The sequence below is a fragment of the bacterium Scap17 genome, from assembly GCA_013376735.1.
Classification (GTDB): domain Bacteria; phylum Pseudomonadota; class Gammaproteobacteria; order Pseudomonadales; family Halomonadaceae; genus Cobetia.
The window spans coordinates 993,983-1,018,499 of the sequence record VINJ01000001.1 but is presented as its reverse complement, the minus strand read 5'-3'; the positions used below and the strand labels follow the sequence as shown (position 1 = coordinate 1,018,499).

21 protein-coding genes are annotated in these 24,517 nt (G+C 63.1%); 5 read left to right on the top strand and 16 right to left on the bottom strand.

The window, feature by feature from the left end:
* The first annotated feature begins 61 nt into the window (after window positions 1–61).
* Entirely contained in the window at window positions 62–643 is a 582-nt protein-coding gene (locus FLM52_04405; GenBank protein ID NVN55038.1) for a DUF2062 domain-containing protein, read from the top strand.
* A gap of 95 nt (window positions 644–738) precedes the next feature.
* Here FLM52_04405 and FLM52_04400 read toward each other — a convergent pair whose 3' ends face one another.
* Both FLM52_04400 and FLM52_04395 read right to left on the bottom strand, forming a co-directional pair.
* Window positions 739–1,461 (bottom strand): ATP-binding cassette domain-containing protein, encoded by a 723-nt coding sequence (locus tag FLM52_04400; GenBank protein NVN55037.1) that lies wholly within the window; start codon window positions 1,459–1,461, stop codon window positions 739–741.
* A gap of 52 nt (window positions 1,462–1,513) precedes the next feature.
* Window positions 1,514–2,758, bottom strand: a complete 1,245-nt coding sequence (locus FLM52_04395; protein NVN55036.1) for a lipoprotein-releasing ABC transporter permease subunit — start codon at window positions 2,756–2,758, stop codon at window positions 1,514–1,516.
* A gap of 253 nt (window positions 2,759–3,011) precedes the next feature.
* Here FLM52_04395 and FLM52_04390 point away from each other — a divergent pair, with 253 nt between their 5' ends.
* The 3 genes from FLM52_04390 (at window position 3,012) to FLM52_04380 (ending at window position 6,147) form a co-directional block, all read left to right on the top strand.
* Complete coding sequence (locus FLM52_04390; protein ID NVN55035.1) at window positions 3,012–4,073, top strand: agmatine deiminase family protein; 1,062 nt, start codon at window positions 3,012–3,014, stop codon at window positions 4,071–4,073.
* Window positions 4,073–4,993, top strand: a complete 921-nt coding sequence (locus tag FLM52_04385) for a carbon-nitrogen hydrolase (GenBank protein NVN55034.1) — start codon at window positions 4,073–4,075, stop codon at window positions 4,991–4,993. Before FLM52_04390 ends, FLM52_04385 begins: the two co-directional genes overlap by 1 nt.
* Before the next feature lie 284 nt (window positions 4,994–5,277).
* The gene (locus tag FLM52_04380) at window positions 5,278–6,147 is read left to right on the top strand and encodes a DNA replication terminus site-binding protein (protein ID NVN55033.1); all 870 of its coding nucleotides are present in this window, start codon (window positions 5,278–5,280) and stop codon (window positions 6,145–6,147) included.
* Between the two features lie 57 nt (window positions 6,148–6,204).
* On the opposite strand, the gene FLM52_04375 is transcribed toward FLM52_04380, so the two are convergent.
* The 11 genes from FLM52_04375 to FLM52_04325 all read right to left on the bottom strand — a co-directional run bounded on the left by FLM52_04375 (window position 6,205) and on the right by FLM52_04325 (window position 17,443).
* Window positions 6,205–6,537, bottom strand: a complete 333-nt coding sequence (locus FLM52_04375; GenBank protein ID NVN55032.1) for a hypothetical protein — start codon at window positions 6,535–6,537, stop codon at window positions 6,205–6,207.
* 129 nt (window positions 6,538–6,666) lie between these two features.
* Window positions 6,667–8,058 carry a Si-specific NAD(P)(+) transhydrogenase gene (locus FLM52_04370; protein ID NVN55031.1) on the bottom strand — a complete coding sequence of 464 codons (1,392 nt, stop codon included), beginning with the start codon at window positions 8,056–8,058 and terminating at the stop codon, window positions 6,667–6,669.
* Window positions 8,059–8,190: 132 nt separating this feature from the next.
* Window positions 8,191–8,442 (bottom strand): (Na+)-NQR maturation NqrM, encoded by a 252-nt coding sequence (nqrM, locus tag FLM52_04365; GenBank protein NVN55030.1) that lies wholly within the window; start codon window positions 8,440–8,442, stop codon window positions 8,191–8,193.
* 217 nt (window positions 8,443–8,659) lie between these two features.
* On the bottom strand, window positions 8,660–9,730 hold the full coding sequence (locus tag FLM52_04360) for an FAD:protein FMN transferase (GenBank protein ID NVN55029.1): 1,071 nt from the start codon (window positions 9,728–9,730) through the stop codon (window positions 8,660–8,662).
* A gap of 6 nt (window positions 9,731–9,736) precedes the next feature.
* Window positions 9,737–10,969, bottom strand: a complete 1,233-nt coding sequence (gene nqrF / locus FLM52_04355) for an NADH:ubiquinone reductase (Na(+)-transporting) subunit F (protein NVN55028.1) — start codon at window positions 10,967–10,969, stop codon at window positions 9,737–9,739.
* Between the two features lie 25 nt (window positions 10,970–10,994).
* Window positions 10,995–11,615 carry an NADH:ubiquinone reductase (Na(+)-transporting) subunit E gene (gene nqrE, locus FLM52_04350; protein ID NVN55027.1) on the bottom strand — a complete coding sequence of 207 codons (621 nt, stop codon included), beginning with the start codon at window positions 11,613–11,615 and terminating at the stop codon, window positions 10,995–10,997.
* 1 nt (window position 11,616) lies between these two features.
* Window positions 11,617–12,285 (bottom strand): NADH:ubiquinone reductase (Na(+)-transporting) subunit D, encoded by a 669-nt coding sequence (locus FLM52_04345; protein NVN55026.1) that lies wholly within the window; start codon window positions 12,283–12,285, stop codon window positions 11,617–11,619.
* 2 nt (window positions 12,286–12,287) lie between these two features.
* The gene (locus FLM52_04340) at window positions 12,288–13,070 is read right to left on the bottom strand and encodes a Na(+)-translocating NADH-quinone reductase subunit C (GenBank protein NVN55025.1); all 783 of its coding nucleotides are present in this window, start codon (window positions 13,068–13,070) and stop codon (window positions 12,288–12,290) included.
* Between the two features lies 1 nt (window position 13,071).
* Window positions 13,072–14,304 carry an NADH:ubiquinone reductase (Na(+)-transporting) subunit B gene (locus tag FLM52_04335; GenBank protein ID NVN55024.1) on the bottom strand — a complete coding sequence of 411 codons (1,233 nt, stop codon included), beginning with the start codon at window positions 14,302–14,304 and terminating at the stop codon, window positions 13,072–13,074.
* Window positions 14,304–15,653, bottom strand: a complete 1,350-nt coding sequence (locus FLM52_04330; GenBank protein NVN55023.1) for a Na(+)-translocating NADH-quinone reductase subunit A — start codon at window positions 15,651–15,653, stop codon at window positions 14,304–14,306. The genes FLM52_04335 and FLM52_04330 overlap by 1 nt, the downstream gene beginning before the upstream one ends.
* A 341-nt stretch (window positions 15,654–15,994) precedes the next feature.
* The gene (locus FLM52_04325) at window positions 15,995–17,443 is read right to left on the bottom strand and encodes a glyceraldehyde-3-phosphate dehydrogenase (protein ID NVN55022.1); all 1,449 of its coding nucleotides are present in this window, start codon (window positions 17,441–17,443) and stop codon (window positions 15,995–15,997) included.
* Between the two features lie 594 nt (window positions 17,444–18,037).
* On the opposite strand from FLM52_04325, the gene FLM52_04320 reads away from it, so the two are divergent.
* The gene (locus tag FLM52_04320) at window positions 18,038–21,565 is read left to right on the top strand and encodes a transcription-repair coupling factor (protein ID NVN55021.1); all 3,528 of its coding nucleotides are present in this window, start codon (window positions 18,038–18,040) and stop codon (window positions 21,563–21,565) included.
* Between the two features lie 117 nt (window positions 21,566–21,682).
* Here FLM52_04320 and FLM52_04315 read toward each other — a convergent pair whose 3' ends face one another.
* From FLM52_04315 to FLM52_04305, 3 genes are all read right to left on the bottom strand, one after another.
* Window positions 21,683–22,441, bottom strand: coding sequence for an S-methyl-5'-thioinosine phosphorylase (locus FLM52_04315; protein NVN55020.1), 759 nt, complete (start codon window positions 22,439–22,441; stop codon window positions 21,683–21,685).
* 253 nt (window positions 22,442–22,694) lie between these two features.
* Entirely contained in the window at window positions 22,695–23,276 is a 582-nt protein-coding gene (locus FLM52_04310; GenBank protein ID NVN55019.1) for a hypoxanthine-guanine phosphoribosyltransferase, read from the bottom strand.
* Entirely contained in the window at window positions 23,257–24,453 is a 1,197-nt protein-coding gene (locus FLM52_04305; GenBank protein NVN55018.1) for a mechanosensitive ion channel family protein, read from the bottom strand. The genes FLM52_04310 and FLM52_04305 overlap by 20 nt, the downstream gene beginning before the upstream one ends.
* Between the last annotated feature and the right edge of the window lie 64 nt (window positions 24,454–24,517).

Here is a 24,517-nt window from a genome sequence, read left to right as displayed (position 1 = left end):
CATGGCAGTCCTGCAGCCATGTATGGATAATGGCCGGCGTTGAATGCCAAATGGCCAAGTCATGCCTCGTCGTCTACTCAAGCGGCTCATGCCGGAACCGGATGCCCTCAAGCGCAAGAAGTCGCTGCGCTTCATGCATCACCTGATCGCCGATCCCGCACTGTGGGCGTTGTCGCGACGCACTGTGGCCAATGCCTGCATGGTGGGGCTGTTCTGTGCGCTGCTGCCGATTCCCTTCCAGATGGTGGTGGCCGCCTTCGGTGCCTGGGCACTGCGCTGCAACCTCGCGCTGTCGGTGGGTCTGGTGTGGGTGACCAACCCGCTGACCATGCCGGTGGTCTACTACGCGACCTACCGCGTGGGCGCCTGGATGCTCGACACGCCCGCACGCGTGATGCCGGAGCAGGTATCCGCGGCCTGGTTCGCCAATCAGCTGGAAGACATCCTGCCCGCTCTGGCGCTGGGTTCGCTGGTCAGCGCCGTCGTCCTGGCACTGCTGGGCAACATGCTTGTCCGCCTCTTGTGGCGCTATCAGGTAGTGCGCAACTGGCGCAGCCGCCGCAAGGCGCGCCTGGCCGCCAGGCGTTGCAGCAAGGAGCAATCATCACGCCAGAACGCTGAGCAGGACACGGACAAGCTCTGAACACTGCCGACAGACACGCATGAAAAACGCCCCGCCATCGAGAGATGGCGGGGCGTTTGGCTTTCTGGCTAGCGTGAATCAGTCAGCGGCTCGATTCAATCCTCGTGCAGCTTGCCGCCGTCCAGACGCAGCACACGGTGCTGGTGCGCGGCCAGACCGTTGTCGTGGGTCACGATGATGAAGGCCGCCTGCGCTTCGCGCGCGATGTCATCCATCAGCTCGAGAATACGCGCCGCCGTGGTCTGATCCAGGTTGCCGGTCGGCTCATCCATCAGCACCAGACTCGGGTCCGTCACCAGCGCACGCGCGATGGCGACGCGCTGGCGCTCACCCCCGGACAGCTCGCCCGGCTTGTGATCGGCGCGCGGCGCCATGCCGACCCGCTCCAGCAGCTTGCGCGCCTTGACGGCAGCCTCGGAACGCTTGTGGCCACGGATGATCAACGGCATCGCCACGTTTTCTTCGGCACTGAATTCCGCCAGCAGATGGTGGAACTGATACACGAAGCCGATGTGCTGATTGCGGAAGCTGCCCAGCGCCGACTCGCTGAGTTCGGACAGGCGCTGGCCGGCCACCTTCACGATGCCCTGGGTGGGATGGTCCAGCCCACCGAGCAGATTGAGCAGCGTAGTCTTGCCGGAGCCGGAGCTGCCGACCACGGCGACTCGTTCACCGGCATGCACGCGCAGTTCCAGCTCGTCGAGCACCTGCACCTCTTGCGGGCCCTCATCGTAACTGCGGCTCAGGCGCTCACAGATCAGCATCGGCTTGCCGTGGGCCTGATCCGGCGCGTGAGTGTCAGAAGCCGGCGTCGGCATGGCGGTGTCTCCAGCAGCGGAACGGGTGGATGCATCAGACGATGTCGACGGATTACTCATAGCGCAGCACCTCCGCCGGCTGGATGCGCGAGGCGCGCCAGGCCGGATACAGCGTCGACAGGAAGCTCAGCACCAGCGCGGAGCCGATGATGATGCCCATGTCGCTCATCTCGAGGCGCGATGGCAGATAGCTGATGAAGTAGACGTTGGGGTCCAGGAACTGGATACCGAAGGTCGACTGCACCCAGGCGATGATGTCGGAGACGCTCAGCGCCAGCGCCACCCCGGCGATGGCACCGATGATGATGCCCAACACGCCGATGGTCAGCCCCTGCACGATGAAGATGCCCATGATGGAACCGGGCCTGGCCCCGAGAGTACGCAGAATGGCGATGTCGGCGTGCTTGTCCGTCACCATCATCACCAGCGTCGAGACGATGTTGAAGGCCGCGACGGCGACGATCACCATCAGCAGCAGGCCGATCATGTTCTTCTCCATCTGGATGGCGGCGAACAGGTTGCCGTGGGTGCGCTTCCAGTCCATGCCGCGATACTGCGGCCCCAGCTGGCTGACGATGTCACGCGTGACCTGATCGGCGCTGAACAGGTCATCGAGCTTCAGGCGCACCCCCTGGACGTCACCCTCATTGAAGCGTGCCAGCTTGGCCATGTCCGAGATATCGGTGTAGGCAAGGCTGGCATCGACGTCCGCGCCGACCTTGAAGATACCGGTCACCGTGAAGCGCTTGAGGCGCGGGAAGATGCCTCCCGGCGTGATGGAGGCCTCGGGCACCAAGAGCGTGACGCTGTCCCCCACGCCGACGCCCAGATTGCGCGCCAGTAGCTCGCCCATCACGATGCCCCAGCTGCCGGGCGTGAGATCCGCCAGACTGCCCTGCACCATGTGCTCGCTGATGATCGAGACCTGATCCTCCGCGGACGGATCGATACCGGTGACCAACGCACCCTTGTTGCGACCGTTGGTGGTGAACATGCCCTGCTGCTCGATATAGGGCGCCGCACCGACGACATGCGGCTTCTCGCGCAGCTTGCCGGCCAGCGTCTCCCAGTCGGTGACGCTGTCACGCGCCTCGACGCGCACATGCGGCACCATGCCCAGCACGCGGGTTCGCAGCTCATGGTCGAAGCCGTTCATCACCGACAGCACCAGAATCAGCACGGCGACGCCCAGCGACAGCCCCAGCATCGAGGTCAAGGAAATGAAGGAAATGAAATGGTTACGGCGCTTGGCGCGGGTATAGCGCAGGCCGATCAGAAAGGGTAGGCGATCCAGCAGCATCGAAGTCGATTCCTTGGGTCAGGGTCGCGGGCCATGATACGCATTCCGCAGGCTCGGCGCATGGAGCCATATTCGAACGCAGTTTGCCAGCCTTCGTCTGTGGCCAACATGAACCGCCATCATGGCAAGACATGTGCACGTCAGGCACCACAGGGCTAGCGTCGGCGCATGGCTCTGCTATCATCGCGCGCCGAGTCCGCGGCATTGCGGCTTGCGCCTTTATCGTTACCTCTTCATCAGGGAGATGCCCATGGCCACCCGTCTGCTCGCCGAATGGCACCCGCAGGACGCCATCCAGCTCAGCTGGCCCAGCCCGCACAGTGACTGGAGCGAGATGCTCGAGAGCATCGAAGCCACCTGCGAGGCCATGGTGATCGCCATCAGCCGCTATCAGCACGTGCTGATCAGCGTCAGCGATGACGCCACCCGCGAGCGCCTCGCCGCGCGCTTCGCCGGTTTCGGCGTGCCCGCCGAGCGCCTGCATCTTTTCGTGGCGCCGCTGGATGACACCTGGGCGCGCGACCACGGCCCCATCACCGTCGAACGTGATCGCCAGCCGGTGCTGCTCGACTACACCTTCACCGGCTGGGGCGGCAAGTTCGAGGCCGCCCGCGACAACGCCCTGACCCGAGCGCTGGCCGCTCAAGGGGCTTACGCAAGCCCGATGGAAAGCCGCGACTTCATTCTGGAAGGCGGCGGCATCGAGAGCGACGGCCAGGGCACCCTGCTGACCACCGAAGCCTGCCTGCTCAACGACAACCGCAATGCCGGCCTGAGCCGTACCCAGGTCGAGGCGCAACTCAAGGCCGATTTCGGGGTCGAACGCGTGCTGTGGCTCGCCAATGGTCACCTGGAAGGCGATGACACCGACAGCCATATCGACACCCTGGCGCGCTTCTGCGACCCGCGCACCATCGCCTATGTCCGCTGCGATGATCGCGACGATCCGCACTATCCGGCACTCAAGGCGATGGAAGCCGAACTTGAAGCACTGCGCGATGCCAATGGCGACCCGTACTTCCTGATACCGCTGCCGTGGCCGGATGCCTGCTTCGATCCGGACGACGGCCATCGTCTGCCGGCGACCTACGCCAACTTCCTGATCATCAATGGGGCCGTGCTGGTGCCGACCTACGCCGATCGTCACGACATGATCGCTCTCAAGGCCCTCGCCAGCGCCTTCCCCAAGCGTGACATCATTCCGGTCGATTGCCGCGCCGTGATTCGCCAGCATGGCAGCCTGCACTGCATGACCATGCAACTGCCCAAGGGCACGCTGGCCACCTCGAACACCTCTCAAGGAGCACTGTGATGACTGCTTCCCGCCGTACACTCAAGGTCGGTGTCGTCCAGCAACAGGGCTGGCCCGACAAGGACACAAGCCTGGCGGCCAGCGAAGCCGCCATTCGTCGCCTTGCCGCCGATGGCGCTGAGCTGGTGATGCTGCAGGAGCTGCATGCCAGCCACTACTTCTGCCAGACCGAAGACACCGAGATCTTCGATCTCGCCGAGCCCCTCGACGGCCCGACCACCCAGCGTCTGGCCGGGCTGGCCGCCGAACTCGGCCTGGTGATCGTCGGCTCCATCTTCGAGCGCCGCGCGGCGGGCGTGTATCACAATACCGCCGTGGTGCTCGACAAGGCCGCTGGCCTGGTCGGCACCTTCCGCAAGATGCACATCCCGGATGATCCCGGCTTCTACGAGAAGTTCTACTTCACGCCGGGCGACGCGCCCAGCGCACAGTCCCCGCGCCGCGGCTTCGAACCCATCGACACCTCGGTCGGGCGTCTGGGCGTTCAGGTCTGCTGGGACCAGTGGTATCCCGAAGGCGCACGCCTGATGGCGCTGGCCGGTGCCGAGATGCTGCTCTACCCCACCGCCATCGGCTGGGACCCGCGCGACGATGAAGCCGAGCAGACACGCCAGAAGGATGCCTGGACCCTGATCCAGCGCAGCCACGGCGTCGCCAATGGCGTGCCGGTGATCGTCGCCAACCGGGTCGGTCATGAAGCGGACCCGACGCCTGCCAGCGAAGGCATCCACTTCTGGGGCGGCAGCTTCATCTGCGGCCCCCAGGGCGAGCTGCTGGCGCATGGCGGCACCGAGCCCGAGGAGCTGCTGGTCGAGGTGGACCTGGCGCGCGGCGAGGACGTGCGCCGCATCTGGCCTTACCTGCGCGATCGTCGCATCGATGCCTATGGTGATCTCACCGAGCGCTATCGCGACCGCTGAGCCCATCGGGCTTTTGCAGGTGCCGGCCCGATAACAGCACCCTATCGAGATCATACAGCCTCCCCCCGCAGAGACAGGAGGGCGCCCAGCGTGGCGCCCTCTTCTGTTTCCGTCTGTCGGTGCCGGCGCCGTCGGCCTCTCCCGTCGGGTGATTCAGCCTCTCGGAGCCCCTCTTCTGTCCGCGCATGCCGCCATGGTCTGTCTTGCCATCCCGGTCACGCTAGGCTAAACAAGATAACGCGATAAAAAATCACGTCTCCCTTGCTGCAATCAGGACGCAGAGCATGCCCGAATACCAGTTGATGGCCAGAATAGAAGCGGCCTTCGATACGCAGATCAGCGCCGCCGATCAGGTCATCACCGCGGTCAGAGAAGAGAATTCGCCACTCTGGCGACTGGATGGCGTCAGTGCCGATAGCGAATGGCTCAGCCAGGCGTTGCAGGACGTATGGTATCAGGATGGCCAGGACGGCCGAGTCACCCGCCCCTACCTGGGCGTGGTCGCAGCAGGCCCGACGGTGATCGAGCGCGTCGCGGCACTCAACGCGGCCAAGGAGCAACTGGCGGAGCTCTTCGCCGAGCTGCGCGAGAAATATCCCGACCAACTGGCCGAACTGAAGGCGATTCTGCCCTTCCGCCATCCGGGGCTGAATCAGCACCTGAGAGGAGATGGACTGGCGCGACTGCATCTCAAGCAGTGCTGGCGGCGGGTGCCGGTGGCAGAGGCGCCAGTCGCGCGAGTGCGCTTTGCCTGGTACAGCTCCGGGCGCTCGATCCAGCGCGTCAGCGTGGCGGAGTGTGAGACCTTGCTGATGAAACTGGATACCGAGGCCGAGCACGTACGCCTGCAGCTCAAGCTGCTCGCTGGCTTGCCATCGAATGAGATTCTGGCCCGCATCCAGCCCCAGGCACCGCTGATGCGAGCCAACCTGTTCTATCGTGAGCCGGTGATGCGCGAAGACGGCGAGCTACGTACGCGCCGCGCGCTGAATGTCTCCCTGCCGCTGTTCCTGCCGCATGATGACCTGCGTCTGCCTGCACTCAATCAGCCAAGCCCGACGCCGCCCACCGAGCGCACACGCGCCCGCCGCGGTGACGTGCGCATCGAGGACACGCCCTTCCTCAAGAGTCTGCGCGTGCATCGCTATCGCTGATCCCTGGAGCAAGAGAGCCGGTGAGCCGAAGAGACACACCGGCCGTGAAGCCGCCTGCTAGAGGTCAAGCGCCGATTCGGGCATCCGCTTGAGGTAAATACGGCGCGCCAGTCGAATCATCGGCTTGAGCGTCAACTGCAGCGAGCCGATCACGAACAGCCAGATGCCCAGCGTCATCCACTCTTCCCAGAAGAAGCACACGCTGCCGATCGTGAACAGCAGGCCCAGCACCAGCTCATTGATGATGCTGGCCAGCTCATAGCGACGGTGGATGATCAGCTCCTCATGGCCAAGCCGCAGCGTGAGGTCCGAGGCTGGATCATCCTGCAGTGTCTCGCGTGACTGCGTGCCCGACTGGCGAGTGTCGTGTTGCCGTGGATCATCCTGCATGCGTGATTTCCTCAAGGTTCATCGACAAGGTTTCCCGGCTGGGAGCCCGACAACCACAAGGCCCCGACATCAATGATGTCGGGGCCTTGTGGTATGCCTTCAAGTCAGCGGGCACGAGGCCCGCGCCGCTCAGAACAGACGGTTGAGTCCGTTCATGGCCGCGACCCGGTAGGCTTCCGCCATGGTCGGGTAGTTGAAGGTGGTGTTGACGAAGTACTTGAGCGTATTCGCCTCCCCCTTCTGCTGCATGATGGCCTGACCGATGTGCACGATCTCGGAGGCCTGGTCACCGAAGCAGTGGATGCCGAGAATTTCCAGCGTATCGCGATGGAACAGGATCTTGAGCATGCCGACGGTATCGCCGGTGATCTGGGCCCGAGCGGTGTCCTTGAAGAACGCCTGCCCCACTTCGTAGGGAATGCGCGCCTCGGTCAGTTCGGACTCGCCACGCCCCACCGAGCTGATCTCGGGGATGGTGTAGATGCCGGTCGGCACCTCATTGACGAACTTGAACTCTTCCCCCAGCAGGTTGGCCGACGCGAAGCGGCCCTGATCGTAGGCGGCAGATGCCAGGCTCGGCCAGCCGATCACATCGCCCACCGCATAGACGTGGTCCAGCTCGGTGCGGTACTGATCATCGACGGTCAGCTGACCGCGGCCGTTGGCCTGTAGACCGACATTCTCGAGACCGAGGCTGTCGGTGTTGCCGGTACGACCGTTGGCCCACAGGAAGGCGTCTGCACGCAGCTTCTTGCCGGACTTGAGGTGTACGACCACGCCGGACTCGTCGCCCTCGATGCGCTCGTATTCCTCGTTGTGACGCACCAGCACGCCATTGTTGCGCAGGTGATAGGACAACGCGTCGGAAATCTCGTTATCCAGGAAGGACAGCAGACGATCACGCGTATCGATCAGGTCGACCTTGACGCCAAGGCCGGAGAAGATCGAGGCGTATTCGGAGCCGATGACACCGGCGCCGTAGATGATCAGCGTGCGCGGTGTGTGCGACAGGCCCAGGATGGTATCGGAGCAGTAGATGCGCGGGTGGCGGAAGTTGACGTCCGCCGGGCGGTAAGGACGTGAGCCGGTGGCGATCACGACCTTCTCCGCATGTAGCTCCTCGACCCCTTCATGGGCATCGCGCACCACGACGGTGTGCTCGTCCTTGAAGCGGGCGGTACCGAAGAACACATCGATGCGATTGCGGGCGTAGAAGCGCGTACGCATCTCGACCTGCTGCTCGATGGTGCGGCGTGAACGCTCCAGCACCTTGGGGAAGGAGAACCAGCGCGGCTCGCCGATATCGCGGAACATGCGATTGGTGTTGAACTCGATGATCTGCTTGACCGCGTGGCGCAGCGCCTTGGAAGGGATGGTGCCCTTGTGGGTACAGTTGCCGCCCACGGAAGACTGAGCCTCGATCACGGCGACACGCTTGCCATGCTTGGCCGCGTTGACTGCCGCGCTTTCCCCTGCCGGGCCGGTACCGATCACGACGACATCGTAGTTATAGACTGCCATGAGACTCGCTTTGCTCCTTGATTATTCGTAGACCGGCCCTGACACGTACGGTCTCACCTCGCGGTGACACTGCCATGTCAGGGCCGGTAGCAGGCCTTGCGGCCGGCGGGCTCTGAGCCATCAGAGCAGAAATCAGCGACGTGCGGCGTCGTAGGCCAGGTCGCTGGCCGGCTTGCCGCCACTCTCCGCCATCAGACGCTGGCGATCCTGCTCCTTCTCGCACTCCTCGTCCTTGCCGCCACAGATATCACAGCCGTCCTTGAGCCCGAGGTTGTTGAGCCCCCCGCAGGAGCCGGCGATCGGCTTGCGGCCCATCAGGACGCCAACGGCCATCACGCCGATCAGCAGCAACATCGCGGCGAACACCAGTAACCAGATAGTCATGTCGTTTCTCCCGGGGCATGGCCCCATTGTGGACCTCTCGAGCGGGTCAGCACGGCGCAGCTTGCACCCTGTCGATCCTGTGGATCGTTCAGGACAGCACCCGGAGGATGCCATGCAATCCGAGCGACCGACCCTGTCGGAGGCGTGTCGCGACAGATGGCAGATGAAACGAACCGGTCAAGCGCCTGTCGGCAGACCGTCTCTTGATAGACCGGCATCAGGCGCCGGCTTCATCTGCGGGCTTCGTGTCGCCTGTCGCCGGCGCGTCCTTCAGGTAGGGCGCGAATGCCGGACTCCAGGACTGTTTGAAGCCATCATCCGTTTTGACAATGAAATAGGCGGCAATGTTCTCGCGATCTGCGATCGTCATTGCCTTCTCGGCACCCAGCACGTTGAGTGCCGTGGCCCAGGCGTCCGCACTCGCGCAATCCGGCGTGATCACGGTGACCGAGGCCAGACTGTGCTGGATCGGTCGCCCGGTACGTGGATCGATCGTGTGCGAGTAACGTACGCCGTCCTGCTCGAAATAGTTGCGGTAATCACCGGAGGTGGCAACCGCAGCGTTACCGGGATCAATGATCCGCTGCACCGAGCGCTCGAAGGACTTCGGTGCTTCGATGGCGATTCGCCACGGCTTGTGGCCGGGTTTCTCACCCTTGACGCGGATCTCGCCCCCGACTTCGACCAGATAGTTCTCGATGCCATTGGCCTCGAGCACATCGGCGACCCGGTCTACTCCATAGCCCTTGGCGATGCCCGACAGGTCGGCATACACCGGCTTGCGCTTGATCACCGTATTGCCATCGAGCTCCAGCGCCAGATGATCGACCTTCTCGAGCGCCTGCGCGATCTGTTCATCGCTCGGTGCCTTGTCCAGACGCTCATCCGGACCGAAGCCCCAAAGATTGACGGCCGGGCCGACGGTGATATCGAAGGCCCCGTCGGAGCGCTTGCCGATATCCTGCGACTCGGCCAGCACCTGCGCCAGGCCATCCGATAGCGTGACCGGCGTATCCAGCGGCGCCTGATTCAGCTTCGAGAGCTCCGAGGCGTCCTTGTAGGTCGACATCTGCCAGTCGACCTTGTCGAGCGCCTCGAGGCTCGCCTGCTTGAGCGACGCCACCTCATCGGCATCCAGGTCCGCCGCCACCGTGACATGGAACCCGGTGCCGAAGATGGGGCCGGCGAAGCGATGCAACTCAGGGTTGCTGGAATTTTCACAGCCTGCAACCAGCAGGGCCAGCCCCATGAGGGCCGGCCCTGCCAGTCGTCTTGCGACGCGTGACATCATCGATCAACCACCGAAGTCATCGAGCAGGATGTTCTCCGGCTCTACACCCATGTCGGTGAGCATCTTGACAACGGCGGCGTTCATCATGGGCGGCCCGCACATGTAGTACTCGCAATCCTCAGGCGCCGGATGGTCCTTGAGGTAGTTTTCGTACAGGACGTTGTGGATGAAGCCTGTCGGGCCTTCCCAGTTGTCCTCAGGCTGCGGATCGGACAGCGCCAGGTGCCATTCGAAGTTCTCGTTCTCTTCGGCCAGCTTGTCGTATTCCTCGTTGTAGAACGACTCGCGCATGGAGCGCGCACCGTACCAGAACGACATCTTGCGCTTGGAATTCAGACGCTTGAGCTGATCGAAGATATGGCTACGCATCGGCGCCATACCGGCACCACCACCGATGAAGACCATCTCGGCGTCGGTATCCTTGGCGAAGAACTCACCAAACGGCCCCATCACGGTCACCTTGTCACCCGGCTTCAGCGAGAAGACGTAGGTGGACATCAGACCCGGCGGATGCTGGGAATTCGGCGGCGGAGTGGCGATACGGATGTTGAACTTCAGGATGCCGTACTCTTCCGGATAGTTCGCCATGGAGTAAGCGCGGATGACCGGCTCTTCGTTCTTGTGCTGAACGTTGAACAGACCGAACTTCTCCCAATCACCACGATACTCCTCTTCGATGTCGAAGTCGGAGAACTTGATGTCATAGGCCGGCGCTTCCAGCTGCACGTAACCACCGGCTCGGAAGTTGACTTCCTCGCCTTCCGGCAGCTGCAGGTTCAGCTCCTTGATGAAGGTCGCGACGTTCGGGTTGGCGGTGACGGTGGTCTCCCACTTCTTTACGCCGAAGATCTCTTCCGGCACTTCGATCTTCATGTCCTGCTTGACCGGGACCTGGCACGACAGGCGCCAGCCTTCCTTCTTCTCACCCATGGTGAAGTGGGATTCTTCAGTCGGCAGGATGGAACCGCCGCCTTCCGAGATCCGGCACTTGCACTGGGCACAGGAACCACCGCCACCACAGGCGGAGGACAGGAAGATGCCATTGGCGGCCAGGGTCTGCAGCAACTTGCCGCCGGCCTGGGTCGTCAGGGTGTTGGCGGGGTCGTTGTTGATCTCGATCTGGACGTCACCACTCGAGACCAGCTTGCTGCGTGCCGCGAGAATCACGAGCACCAGGCCGATAACGACCACGGTGAACATGACGACGCCGAGCACGATGATGGAGGTATCTACCATTTCGATTTCCTTATGCTCGGTTGCGTTACAGCTGGACGCCGGAGAAGGACATGAAGCCCAGCGACATCAGGCCAACGGTGATGAAGGTGATACCCAGGCCCTGCAGGCCAGCCGGCACGTCAGAGTACTTCAGCTTCTCGCGAATACCGGCCAGTGCAGCGATGGCCAGTGCCCAGCCGAAGCCGGCACCCACGCCATAGATGACGGACTCACCGAAGGTGTAGTCACGCTGTACCATGAACAGGGCCGCACCGAGGATTGCGCAGTTGACCGTGATCAACGGCAGGAACACGCCCAGCGCGTTGTAGAGCGCCGGCACGAACTTGTCGAGGAACATCTCGAGGATCTGGACGATCGCCGCGATGACACCGATGTAGGACAGGTAGCCCAGGAAGGACAGGTCGATGCTCTCCGCCCCTTCCAGACCCGTCCAGGTCAGCGCGCCTTCACGCAGCAGGTAGTTCAGGATCAGGTTGTTGACCGGAACGGTCACCGCCAGCACGACGATGACGGCCACGCCCAGACCGATCGCGGACTGGATCTTCTTGGACACCGCCAGGAAGGTACACATGCCCAGGAAGAAGGCCAGTGCCATGTTCTCGACGAACACGGCCTTGATGAACAGGCTCAGATAGTGTTCGAACATGTTACACAGCCTCCTTGATCTTGGTGTTGGCGGTAATCTTGTACTCCGCCTTCTCGACCTGCTCCGGGTAGATGCTGCGCAGCACCCAGATGAACAGACCGATGACGAAGAACGCGGACGGCGGCAGCAGCATCAGGCCGTTCGGGATGTACCAGCCACCGTCGTTGACGGTCTGCAGGATGGTCACGCCGAACAGGGAGCCGGAACCGAACAGCTCACGCACGAAGCCGACCACCAGCAGGATCACGGTGTAGCCGAGACCGTTGCCGATACCGTCGATGAAGCTCATCGTCGGGCCATTCTGCATGGCGTAGGCTTCAGCGCGACCCATCACGATGCAGTTGGTGATGATCAGGCCGACGAAGACCGACAGCTGCTTGGACGTCTCGAAGGCGAAGGCCTTCAGCGACTGGTCGACCACGATGACCAGCGAGGCGATGATCGTCATCTGCACGATGATACGGATGGACGATGGGATGTGATTGCGGATCAACGAGATGAACATGCTGGAGAACGCTGTCACCAGGCACACCGCGATACCCATGATCAGGGCGGTGTTCATCGAGTTGGTCACCGCCAGCGCGGAGCAGATACCGAGGATCTGCAGCGCGATGGGATTGTTCTTGAAGATCGGCGTCGTCAGGACACCTTTAGGAGTTTCGGCTGCCATCATTACGCTCCTTTGACGTCACGGAACTGGGTCAGGTACTTGGCGAAGCCATTCTCACCCATCCAGAACTGCAACAGGTTGGTCACGCCGTTGCTGGTCAGGGTAGCCCCTGACAGCGCATCGACCTGGTACTTGGCATCCGGAGAAGACGGATTCACGCCGCCCTTCTTCAGGTGCACTTCCGGGTCCATGCTGCCTTCGGGATAGATCTTCTTGCCATCCCACTGGGCCTTCCACTTCGGATTGTCGACTTCGCCGCCAAGCCCCGGAGTTTCACCCTGCTGGTAGAAGGAGAGACCGACCACGGTGTTGCCGTCACCCTTCAGTGCCAGATAGCCGTACATCATTGACCACAGGCCGTTGCCGCGCACCGGGACGATGATCTCGTCCGGCTGCTCGACATCACCGACCAGATAGACCACGGAGTACTGCTCACGACGCTTGATGCCCGGCAGGTCTTCCTCGCCAGACAGGGTGCGTGAGGTGGCCGGGTCCTTGGACATCTTGGCCTGGTCGTACTTCTCCGGGTCGATGTCGTCGACGTATTCACCGGAATCCAGGTCCACCACCTTGGCGGTGACCTTGTCACGGAACTGCTGACCGATGTCCTCACCCGGCTGCAGCAGCTCGGCGACCGCGAGGATGTTGCTCTTGCGGTCCAGCTCGGCATTGGTCATCTGCATCGGGCGCAGCACGACCGCTGCGGTGGAAACTACCACCGAGCAGACGATGCACAGCCCGAGCGCGACGCCGAGGGTTTTCTTGATGGAGTTGTTGCTGGCCATGTCAGACGGTCTCCTCGTTCGCGATGCCGGCAGTCTCGCGCTTGACGCGGCGCTTGATGTTGGCCTGCACGACGAAGTGGTCGATCAGCGGAGCGAACAGATTGGCGAACAGGATCGCCAGCATGATGCCCTCCGGGAAGGCCGGGTTGGCGACGCGGATCAGCACGGTCATCACACCGATCAACGCACCGAATATCAGCTTGCCCTTGTTGGTCATGGAGGCGGAAACCGGATCGGTAGCCATGAAGACCATACCGAAGGCGAAGCCGCCGATGACCAGATGCCAGTACCACGGCATCGCGAACATGGCATTGGTGTCGCTGCCGATGGCATTGAACAGCGCCGAGGTCGCGATCATGCCCAGCAGGACGCCTAGCATGATTCTCCACGAGGCGATGCGCGTCCACAGCAATACTGCAGCCCCCAGGAAGATGGCGAGTGTCGACACCTCACCCATCGAGCCCGGAATGAAGCCGAGGAAGGCGTCGGTCCAGCTCATCTGCTGCATCAGGGCGTTCATGCCGTCCTGTGCCGCGGTGGACAGTGCGGTGGCACCGGTATAACCGTCGGCCGGCACCCATACCGCGTCGCCGGAAATGCTGGCCGGATACGCGAAGTACAGGAAGGCACGACCGGACAGAGCCGGGTTGAGGAAGTTCTTGCCGGTACCGCCGAAGACTTCCTTGCCGATCACCACACCGAAGGTGATACCGAGCGCGACCTGCCACAGCGGAATGGTCGCCGGCAGTGTCAGGGCGAACAGCACGGAGGTGACGAAGAAACCTTCGTTGACCTCGTGGCCGCGACGCATCGCGAACAGCACTTCCCAGAAGCCGCCGACCGCGAAGGTCACCAGATAGATGGGCAGGAAGTAGGTGGCGCCCAGGATGAAGTTGGCCCACACGCTGCCGGCATCGTGGCTGCCCGCCAGCAGCATGACGATGGCTTCACGCCAGCCGCCCAGTGCGCTGTAACCGCCAGCGATGGCCTCGTTGGCCTGCAGACCGGCGTTGTACATGCCAAAGAACATGGCCGGGAAGGTACACATCCAGACCGTGATCATGATGCGCTTCAAATCGATGCCATCACGCACGTGGGTGGTACTGCGCGTGACGCTCGCCGGCGCATAGAAAATGGTGTCCACGGCTTCGTAGAGCGCGTAGAACTTCTCGTACTTGCCACCTTTGTGGAAGTGCGGCTCCAGGTTATCCAGAGTCTGTCGAATGCCCATCATCAGACCTCTTTCTCGATCGTGGTGAGGTTGTCACGCAGGATGGGACCGTATTCGTACTTGCCCGGGCACACGTAGGTGCACAGCGCGAGGTCCTCTTCATCAAGCTCCAGGCAGCCAAGCTGCATGCCGGTCTCGATATCACCCACGATCAGCGAACGCAGCAGCTGCGTCGGCAGAATGTCCAGCGGCATGACCTTCTCGTACGCGCCCACCGGCACCATGGCACGCTCGGAGCCATTGGTGGAGGTATTCGGACGGTAGTCGGTCAGACCGGTCAGCTTCGACAGGTAGATACCCAGCACCGAGTGACGCTTGGCGCCCATCGACAGCCAGCCCATGAAGGCACGCTTGTTGCCTTCCTCGAGCAGGCTCACCTGATTGTGGTAGCGGCTGACGAAACGCAGCGCCCCTTCGCAGGTCAGGCCGGAGAACACCGAACCGGAGATGACACGCGTGTCTTCCGGCTGCTCGACTTCGCCCTTGAGCAGCTCTTCGGTGCTGGCGCCCAGACGGGTGCGCAGCAGACGCGGCTTGGTGGCACGCGGGCCACCGACGGCGATGACGCGTGTGGTGTCCAGGCGACCTTCCGCCAGCAGCGTACCGATGGCAACCACATCCTGATAACCGACATGCCAGACCTGACGTTGCAGGCTGACCGGTGCGAGGTGGTGGATGTGCGTGCCCGGCAGGCCTGCCGGGTGCGGGCCCTTGAAGGACTCGCTGACCACACCGGAAACGTCGCCACCCGGAATATCAGCACCCGGTGCCTGGCACAGGAACACCTTGCCTTCGGTCAGACGCGTCAGTGCGACGAGACCCTGACGGAAAGCGGCTTCCTGGCCCTTGAGCACCACGGCCGGATCCGCGGACAGCGGATGGGTATCGATGGCGGTGACGAAGATGGCTGCCGGCTTGGCATCCAGTGCCGGCACGCGCGAGAACGGACGGGTACGCAGCGCCGTCCACAGACCGGACTCGACCAGCTGGTCGACCACGACCTGACGTTCGAGACCTGCAATGGCGGCATCGCCATGTGCAGTGAATTCCACAGCTTCGCCCTGCGCGTCGATCTCGATGACCACGGACAGAAGCTTGCGCTTCTCGCCACGATTGATCTCGACCACAGTGCCGGCAGCCGGCGCGGTGTAACGGACGCCCGGGGTCTTCTTGTCGGTGAACAGGAGTTGCCCCTGCTTCACCTTGTCCCCTTCGCGGACTTCCATCGTCGGCTTCATGCCGACGTAGTCAACACCCAGGATCGCTACGCGACGAACGGGCTGCGCATCCTCGATACGCTGCTCCGGCGCCCCGGCGATGGGGAGATCCAGGCCACGTTTGACTTCGATCATAGACTCGCCCAATTGTCGGATCTGATGTTGTTCAGGAAAGATCACCCATCGTAGATACGCCTCGAGGCCGATAATTGACCAGGCAACCTCGCGATTTTCGCGTATCAGGCAGTGTGAATGCTTTTCTTATCAGACGGTTGGAGGTGTAGCCCAGAGATTGGACCGGCCCAAAAAAATCCGGCTCATTATAAAGATGCGAGGCCGGAAAGACCATACGACACTAAAGTGGTGCACACGCCGAAAACGCCAACGCCCCCGCCATCAGTGAGGGCGGGGGCGTTGTAACAGCAGGTATTTATTTCAATTTTTTGCCAGTCACGCCACAGACGCGGCGCATTGACTCAGCGCGTCGGAAAGTAGCTGAAACGCACGTTGGACATGTGCTGCAGAATACGCACCACCTGACAGCTGTATCCGAACTCGTTGTCGTACCACACGTACACGACGGCCTGCTTGTCGGTGACGATGGTCGCCTGGCCGTCGACGATGCCGGAATGGCGGTTGCCGACGAAGTCCGAGGACACCACTTCACAGGAATCGACGTAGTCGATCTGCTTCTGCAGCGAGGAATGCAGCGAGGCGGTGCGCAGGAAGTCATTCATGCGCTCGGCGTCGCTTGCGGTGTTCAGCGTCAGGTTGAGGATCGCCATCGAGACATTGGGCGTCGGCACGCGGATCGCATTGCCGGTCAGCTTGCCGGAAAGCTCCGGCAGTGCCTTGGCGACGGCCTTGGCGGCACCGGTCTCGGTCAACACCATATTGAGGGCCGCGGCACGGCCACGACGATCACCACTGTGGAAGTTGTCGATCAAATTCTGGTCGTTGGTGTAGGAGTGCACCGTCTCGACGTGGCCCTGGCTGACGCCGTACTCGTCGTGCAGCACCTTCAGCACCGGCACGATGGCGTTGGTGGTGCAGGACGCCGCGGAGATGATGCGGTCATCATCGCTGATGTCGGTATGGTTGACCCCGTAGACGATGTTCTTCAGATCGCCCTTGCCCGGTGCCGTCAGCAGCACCTTGGACACGCCCTTGCACTCCAGGTGCTGGCCAAGGCCAGCTTCGTCACGCCACTTGCCGGTGTTGTCGACCACGATGGCGTTGTCGATGCCGTGCGCGGTGTAATCGATCTCGGTGGGCGAATTGGCGTAGATGATCTTGATGTAGTTGCCGTTGACGATCAGCGCCGAATTTTCCTCATCGACGGTGATGCTGCCCTCGAAGGGCCCGTGCACCGAGTCGCGACGCAGCAGGCTGGCCCGCTTCTCCAGATCATCCTTGCTGCCACGCACCACGATGGCGCGCAGACGCAGCAGGTTACCGCCGCCGGCCTTCTCGATCATGATGCGCGCCAACAGACGACCGATGCGCCCGAAGCCATACAGAACGACGTCCTTCGGATCGCCGCCCATGCCGCCCTCGACATAGCCACCGACGATGTCGGCCAGCTCACGCTTGAGGAAGGCGGTGATATCCATCTCGTCAGAGCGCTTGAAGGCGACGGCCAGCTTGCCGATATCGACGTGGGCCGGGCCCAGGTTGAGCTCGATCATCGCGCGCACCAGCGGGAAGGTGTCTTCCACTGACAGCTCGACGCCTTCGGCCTTGCGCACCCAACGGTGGTTCTTGAGGATGCGCACCATCGAACGATTGATCAGCGAACGCCCGTAGATGGAGGGCACGACGTTGAAGCGGCGGTAGAGATCTCCCAACAGCGGGATCATCTGCTCCGCGAGGGCTTCATTGTCCTGCCACTGCTTGAAACAGGCTTCGAGATTCTCTTGGCTCACGGGTGCATCCTCTCACGTGCGGGCAAATGATGATGGTCGTCACCGATCGTCTGGCGACGCCGGACAAGGCCAGCTGAGTATGCGTAACGCGGCTATGCACCACAATGAAAGGATGGTCGCACGCAGGGTAGTAGTGCTACAGAATCAACGATTTGACTACAAAAGCCCTCCCCCATCCCGCGCTCGGCCATCGGTGTCCACGGTGCTGAAAAGAGGATCACTTGCCCCCATGTAGCAACTGACTTGCTATGATCAAGCGCGACTCCTTTCATTGCGAGGAATGACGCTTCAGCACCTTGCGCTGCGACAGCTTGCGGTGAAGCTCGCCTGCAAGCCGAGGCATCGCGCCTGCCTTGTCGCCCTCTTGAGCGTGTCGTGCACTCATGTGCGCGCCGTGTGCTCACCGGTGTGCCAAGCACTCGAGAGACTACCTTGCACCCATGCGTCGCTCAGCGTCATCTGCCTGCGTGGGCCGCTCACCGCGAGCGACTGACCCAGTACCTTATTCACTCGGGCCCTGCCCGTGACGTCATCCCGTGCCGTGAACGCCACAAGGCGTTGCGCCCAAGCCCAGGACACAAGACACCAGAGCCCATGTTCGAGACCCCGCTGACGCCCCCATTGCCGCGCTCGCGCCGCGAAACCACCTTCTGGATGCTCAATGATCCCAGCGCCGCGGCGCTGGCACTGGCACGCCTGGCCGATGCCGATGAAGCGCCACTGATGGTCATCACACCGGACACTGCCAGCGCCCAGCGCCTGGAAGCCGACCTGCGCTTCTATACGCGCCACCCCGAGCGCCTGCTGCCCTTCCCCGATTGGGAAACGCTGCCCTACGACAGCTTCTCGCCGCACCAGGACATCGTCTCGGAGCGGCTGCGTACCCTGCGCACCCTGCAGACCAGCCGCCGCGCCATCGTGCCGGTACCGGTCAACACATTGATGCAGCGCCTCGCACCGGTGGATTACATCGCAGGCCAGGTCTTCCGTCTCGCCAAGGGGGACACCCTCGATCGTGAAGACTTCCGCTCACGCCTGTCGCGGGCCGGTTATCGTGCCGTGGAGACAGTCTACGAGCCAGGCGAATACGCCCTGCGCGGCGCGCTGATCGACCTGTATCCCATGGGCAGCGAGCAACCACTGCGCATCGACCTGTTCGATGACGAGATCGACACCCTGCGTGCCTTCGATCCTGACACCCAGCGCAGTGGCGACAAGGTCGAGGCGATCGAGATTCTGCCCGCGCATGAATACCCGCTGACACGTGGCGCCATCGCCTGCTTCCGCGAGGGCTTCGAGACGCTGTTCGATGTCGACCCGCGCCAGTGCATTCTCTACAACGACGCCATCAAGGGCATCCCTTCACCGGGGCTCGAGCAGTATCTGCCACTGTTCTTCGACGAGACCGCGACGCTCTTCGATCACATGGGCGATGAGTTGCGCATCGCCATGCTGCCCGGCGTCCGCGAGGCGGCCGAGAGCCACTGGGACGCCATCACGACCCGCTATGCCAACCTGGGCGTCGACCCGACCCGCCCGCTGCTGCCGCCACATCGTGCCTTCGTGCCAGTCAACGAGCTGCTGGGGCAGTTCAAGCAGCACGAGCGCATCGAGCTGGTGCGCGAGCCCAATGCCCACGCCATCGAGTTCGGCCACCAGACACTGCCGAGCCTGGCCATCGATGCGCGCAGCGCCGACCCGACTCAGGCCCTGGCCAGCTTCCTGAAGCAACGCCTGAACGGCGAACATGCCCAGCGCGTACTGTTCGTCGCCGAGACCCAGGGTCGCCGCGAAGTCGTCGAGGAGCAGCTCACCCCGCTGCTGCGTGGCTTCGGGCTGCGTAGCCTGGATGACTTCGCAAGTTTCGAGCACTTCGTGGACAGTCCAGCCGCCGTCGGCCTGACCGTCGGTGGCCTGACGCATGGCACCTGGGTGGCCAGCGCACAGACGGAAGATGCGCCATCCAGCAATGACACCGACAGCCACAAGGGGCTGGTGGTCATCACCGAGACCGAGCTCTACGGCGAGGTGGTACGGCAGAGCCGCCGCCAGGCGCGCGCCACCGATGACAACGAGCTGGCCGTGCGCCATCTCTCGGAGCTGCGTGAAGGCGCGCCGGTGGTTCACCACACCCATGGCGTCGGCCGCTACCTGGGGCTGGAGACCATCAACGCCGGCGGTCAGGAGGCCGAGTTCCTCGCCCTCGAATACGCCGATGGCGCCAAGCTCTACGTGCCGGTGGACAGCCTGCATCTGATCTCGCGCTATTCCGGCGCCAGTGACGAGCTGGCGCCGCTGCACAAGCTGGGCTCCGAGCAGTGGGAGAAGGCCAAGCGCAAGGCGGCCGAGAAGATTCGCGATACCGCTGCCGAGCTGCTGGATGTCTATGCACGCCGCGAAGCGCGTGTCGGGCATGCCTGTGACTTCCCCGCCGAGGACTACGCACGCTTCGCAGCCAGCTTCCCCTTTGAGGAAACCCCTGACCAGGCCCAGACCATCGGCGCGGTGATCCAGGACATGTGCGCCCCCCAGCCGATGGACCGCGTGGTATGTGGCGATGTCGGCTTCGGCAAGACGGAAGTCGCGATGCGCGCTGCCTTCCTGGCCGTCAACGCCGGCCGTCAGGTAGTGGTGCTGGTGCCCACCACTCTGCTCGCCCAGCAGCACTACGACAACTTCCGCGATCGCTTCGCCGACACCGCGGTAGAGATCGCCCTGCTGTCGCGCTTCACCAGCGGCAAGGGCCAGGAAACCTCGCTCGAGCGCATCAGGAACGGCCAGGCCGATATCGTGATCGGCACCCACAAGCTGCTGTCCAGGTCGCTGGAGCTGCCCAACATGGGGCTGCTGATCATCGATGAGGAGCATCGCTTCGGCGTCTCCCAGAAGGAGCGCCTCAAGAGCCTGCGCGCCGAGGTCGACATCCTGACCCTGACCGCCACGCCGATACCACGCACGCTGAACATGGCGATGAGCGGCATCCGCGACCTGTCCATCATCGCCACGCCGCCGGCGCGCCGCCTGTCGGTGAAGACCTTCGTCCAGCAACGCAACGACGGCGTGGTCAAGGAAGCCATCCTGCGCGAACTGCTGCGCGGCGGACAGGTCTACGTGCTGCACAATGAGGTCAAGACCATCGAGGAGAGCGCCGCGCGCATCGCGGAGCTGGTGCCGGAGGCCAATGTCGGCGTCGCCCACGGCCAGCTGCCGGAGCGCAGTCTGGAGCGGCGCATGTCGGACTTCTATCACAAGCGCTTCAACGTGCTGGTGTGCTCAACCATCATCGAGACCGGCATCGACATTCCGAGCGCCAACACCATCATCATCGAGCGCGCCGACAAGTTTGGTCTGGCCCAGCTGCACCAGCTGCGTGGGCGCGTCGGGCGCTCGCATCACCAGGCCTACGCCTACCTGCTGACCCCGCACCCCAAGGCAATGACCCGCGATGCGGTCAAGCGTCTGGAAGCGATCAGCGAATCCCAGGACCTCGGTGCCGGCTTCACGCTGGCCTCCCATGACATGGAGATTCGCGGCGCGGGCGAGCTGTTGGGTGACGAGCAGTCCGGGCAGATGGAAACCATCGGCTACTCGCTGTACATGGAAATGCTGGATCGCGCCGTGAAGGCCATCAAGGCGGGCAAGACGCCCAATATCGAGTCGCCGCTGGATGAAGGCGTCGAAGTCAGCCTGAACCTGCCGGCACTGATTCCGGCCGATTATCTGCACGACGTCCAGCAGCGCCTGATGATGTACAAGCGCATCAGCAACGCCGAGAACGCAAGCGACCTGCGCGAACTGCAGGTCGAGATGATCGACCGCTTCGGCCTGCTGCCGGAACCGGTCAAGACCCTGTTCCGCCAGACCCAGCTGCGCCAGCGCGCCCAGGCGCTGGGCATCATCAAGCTGGAAGCCGGCGCCGGGCGTGGTCGCATCATCTTCGGCGCCCAGACGCCGGTCGATCCACTGACGCTGGTCAACCTGATCCAGCGCCAGTCGGATGTCTACAAGCTGGAAGGCGCCGACACGCTGCGCTTCGCCACCTACATGGATGACGCCGAGAAGCGCTTCAGCTTCTGCGAGAGCTTGCTGGACCTGCTCAACGCCAAGACAAAGGCCGCCTGACGCGCCCTGCGCTGCCAGGCGCCTGGGCTCGAACTTGGGCATGAACTTGAGCGGAACATGAAGACGGCCTGCATCATCGATGCAGGCCGTCTTTGATTTGCCGTGACAGGATCGCGCTCAACCCGAGCAACTGGTGCCTGAGACATGGCGCCCCAACAGCGCCGCCAGCAAGCGCTGCACCCTGGGCATTCCGGCCTCGATCACGGATTCCGTGCCTGCGCGGGTCGGCTCCTCTTCGCCGACGCCCGCGGCATGGCTGATCACCAGACACAGGCTGGCGTATTCCATCTCGAGCTCGCGCGCCAGCACGGCCTCGGGCATTCCCGTCATGCCGACCAGCGTATTGCCATCACGCGCCATCAGGCGGATCTCGGCGGCCGTCTCCAGCCGCGGCCCCTGCACCACGCCCAGCACCCCGCCAGCCGTGAGAGGCAGCCCCGCATCGGCCGCCGCCGCATGCAACTCCTCACGCCAGACCCGATGATACGGCCAGGCGAACGACACATGCTGGAACGGCTTGAAACGCCCATCGAAGAACGAACCCTCGCGGCCGGTGGTGTAATCGATCAGCTGGTCCGGCACCACCAGCGTGCCCGGGGCCAGCGTCGGGTCGATGCCGGACACGCAGTTGACTCCCACCACATGGGTCGCGCCCGCCTGCTTGAGCGCCCACAGATTGGCGCGATAGTTGATGCGATGCGGCGGCACCTTGTGCGGTTGACCATGACGGGCCAGAAACAGCAGCGACTGCCCATTCAGTCGCCCCTCCACGACGCCACAGGAGGCCGCCCCCAGGGGCGTTTCCTGCCCGCCGCGCCTGAGCACTTCCATGCCTGACCAACTGCCGAACCCCGTGCCACCGATCACCGCCAGCATCGCCCGCCTCCTTGCCACCCATGTGCAGGAATCTCTCGGGACCGGACACTCCGATCCTCAGCGAACGCTACTCCGAGCCAACCGGCGACGACAAGCACAATCGTCACGCTCTGCGTCAGGGGAACAGAAAAGGCCCCGAAAACGACACCACCCGCCGCGGTTGCCCGGGCGGGTGGTGAACGAATGTCAGCGTTGACGATGTCAGCCGGCGATGGCGACTGCCATCCGGCGGCTCATGTCACAGACACTTGGGTTACAGCCCCTTGGGCGCGAAGATGCCCGGCGCGTTACGCCAGTAGCCCTTGTAGTCCATGCCGAAGCCGAACAGGAAGCGGTCTTCGACGTCGAGACCACAGAAATCGGCCTTGAAGCCCGGATAGGCCTTGCGATCGTGCTTCTTGTCGACCAGCACACAGCTGGACACGCTGCGCGCACCGGCTTCACGACAGTACTCGAGGATCGCGGCCAGGGTGCCACCCTCATCGAGAATGTCATCGACGATCACCACGTCGCGACCGGCCATCGGCAGCTCCGGATTGACGCGCCAGAACAGCTCGCCGCCGCGCATCGCGCCACGGTAGCGAGTGGCGTGCAGATAATCGACTTCCAGCGGGAAGTCGAGGCGGGTCAACAGCTGGCCGGCAGTGATCAGGCCGCCGTTCATCACGCAATAGAAGATCGGCATGCGATCGCCGAGGCGTTCCGTCAGCTCAACGGCCATGCGGTCGAGTGCCACTTCAAGGTCAGCTTGCGGGATCAGGCAATCGGCATTGTCCATCACCTCACGCATTTCGTCATGCAGGGCGGTGAGAGTCTCAGGCGTCGGAGTCAGCATCGGGAGTTTCCTGGGTGTCACTGGCCTCATCTCCACGCCGGACGGGCGCAGAGGAGGATGTAGCAGCGGCGGTTGAATCAGAACGGCGGCGGGACCCGCGCGTCTGCGTGTCTGATGACGCCGCGGCATGCTCTGCCTCGGCGTCGTGTTCATGGTTGTGCCCTTCGAAGGACAGCACATCGGCAAAATGCAGACGCTGACCAGGCAGTGCCACCTGGGCATCATGCTCACGAATGATGTCGTGCACCTTGAGCAGGACATCCTGCTTGATCGCGTGGTACTTCACCCAGTCGGTGGTGCGCGTGAAGACATAGACGAAGAAGTTCAGCGAGTGCTCACCGTAGGTGGTGAAGTTCACGATCTGGGTGCGCGTCTGGTCGATCTCGTCATGGCCTTCCAGCATCTCGCGTACCGCGGCAACGATGGGGCCGACCTGGGCGGCATCCTCATAGCGCAGCCCCACGGTCTCGAAGATGCGACGATTGTACATGCGTGACGGATTCTCCACCGAGATGCTGGTGAAGATGGCGTTCGGCACGTAGAGGGGCCGCATGTCGAAGGTGCGGATGCGCGTCAGTCGCCAACCGATATCCTCGACGGTGCCCTCGATCTCGCGGTCCGGTGATCGGATCCAGTCGCCGACCTTGAAGGGCCGGTCGAGATGGATCATCAGGGCGCCGAAGAAGTTGGCCAGCAGGTCCCGCGCCGCAAAGCCGACCGCGATACCGCCGACACCGCCGAAGGCCAGCACCCCGGACAGCGAGACGCCGAGATTCTGCAGGATGGCCAGCCCCACAAGCACGACCACGACCGCACGCAGCAGCTTGCTGATCGCCGAGGCCGTGGTGGCATCCATCGCGTTGACGTTGGTGCCGGGCGGCGGCATGGTGCGCAGCGCCTCGAAGCGCTTGACCATGCGGATCAACGCCCAGGCCAGCGCCAGCAGGGTCACGATCTGGCGCGCCGTGCCGAGGTATTTCTCGGCCCCGCCAAGGCTGAACTGGCCGGCGATGATGCCGAGCGCCAGCAACACCCCCATGCTGTAGAGCCAGAATGACACGGGATGACGCAGACCATGCACCAGGGCGTCATCCCACAGGTTGCGGCTCTTCTCGGCATGCGTCGCCAGGCGGGTGAGCACCACTCGCTCGATGAGATGCAGCAACAGCACCGCCATCAGCAGCAGAGCGAGATTGATGCCCCACAGCGGCAGGCCAAAGGTCTGCTCGACCCATTGGCGC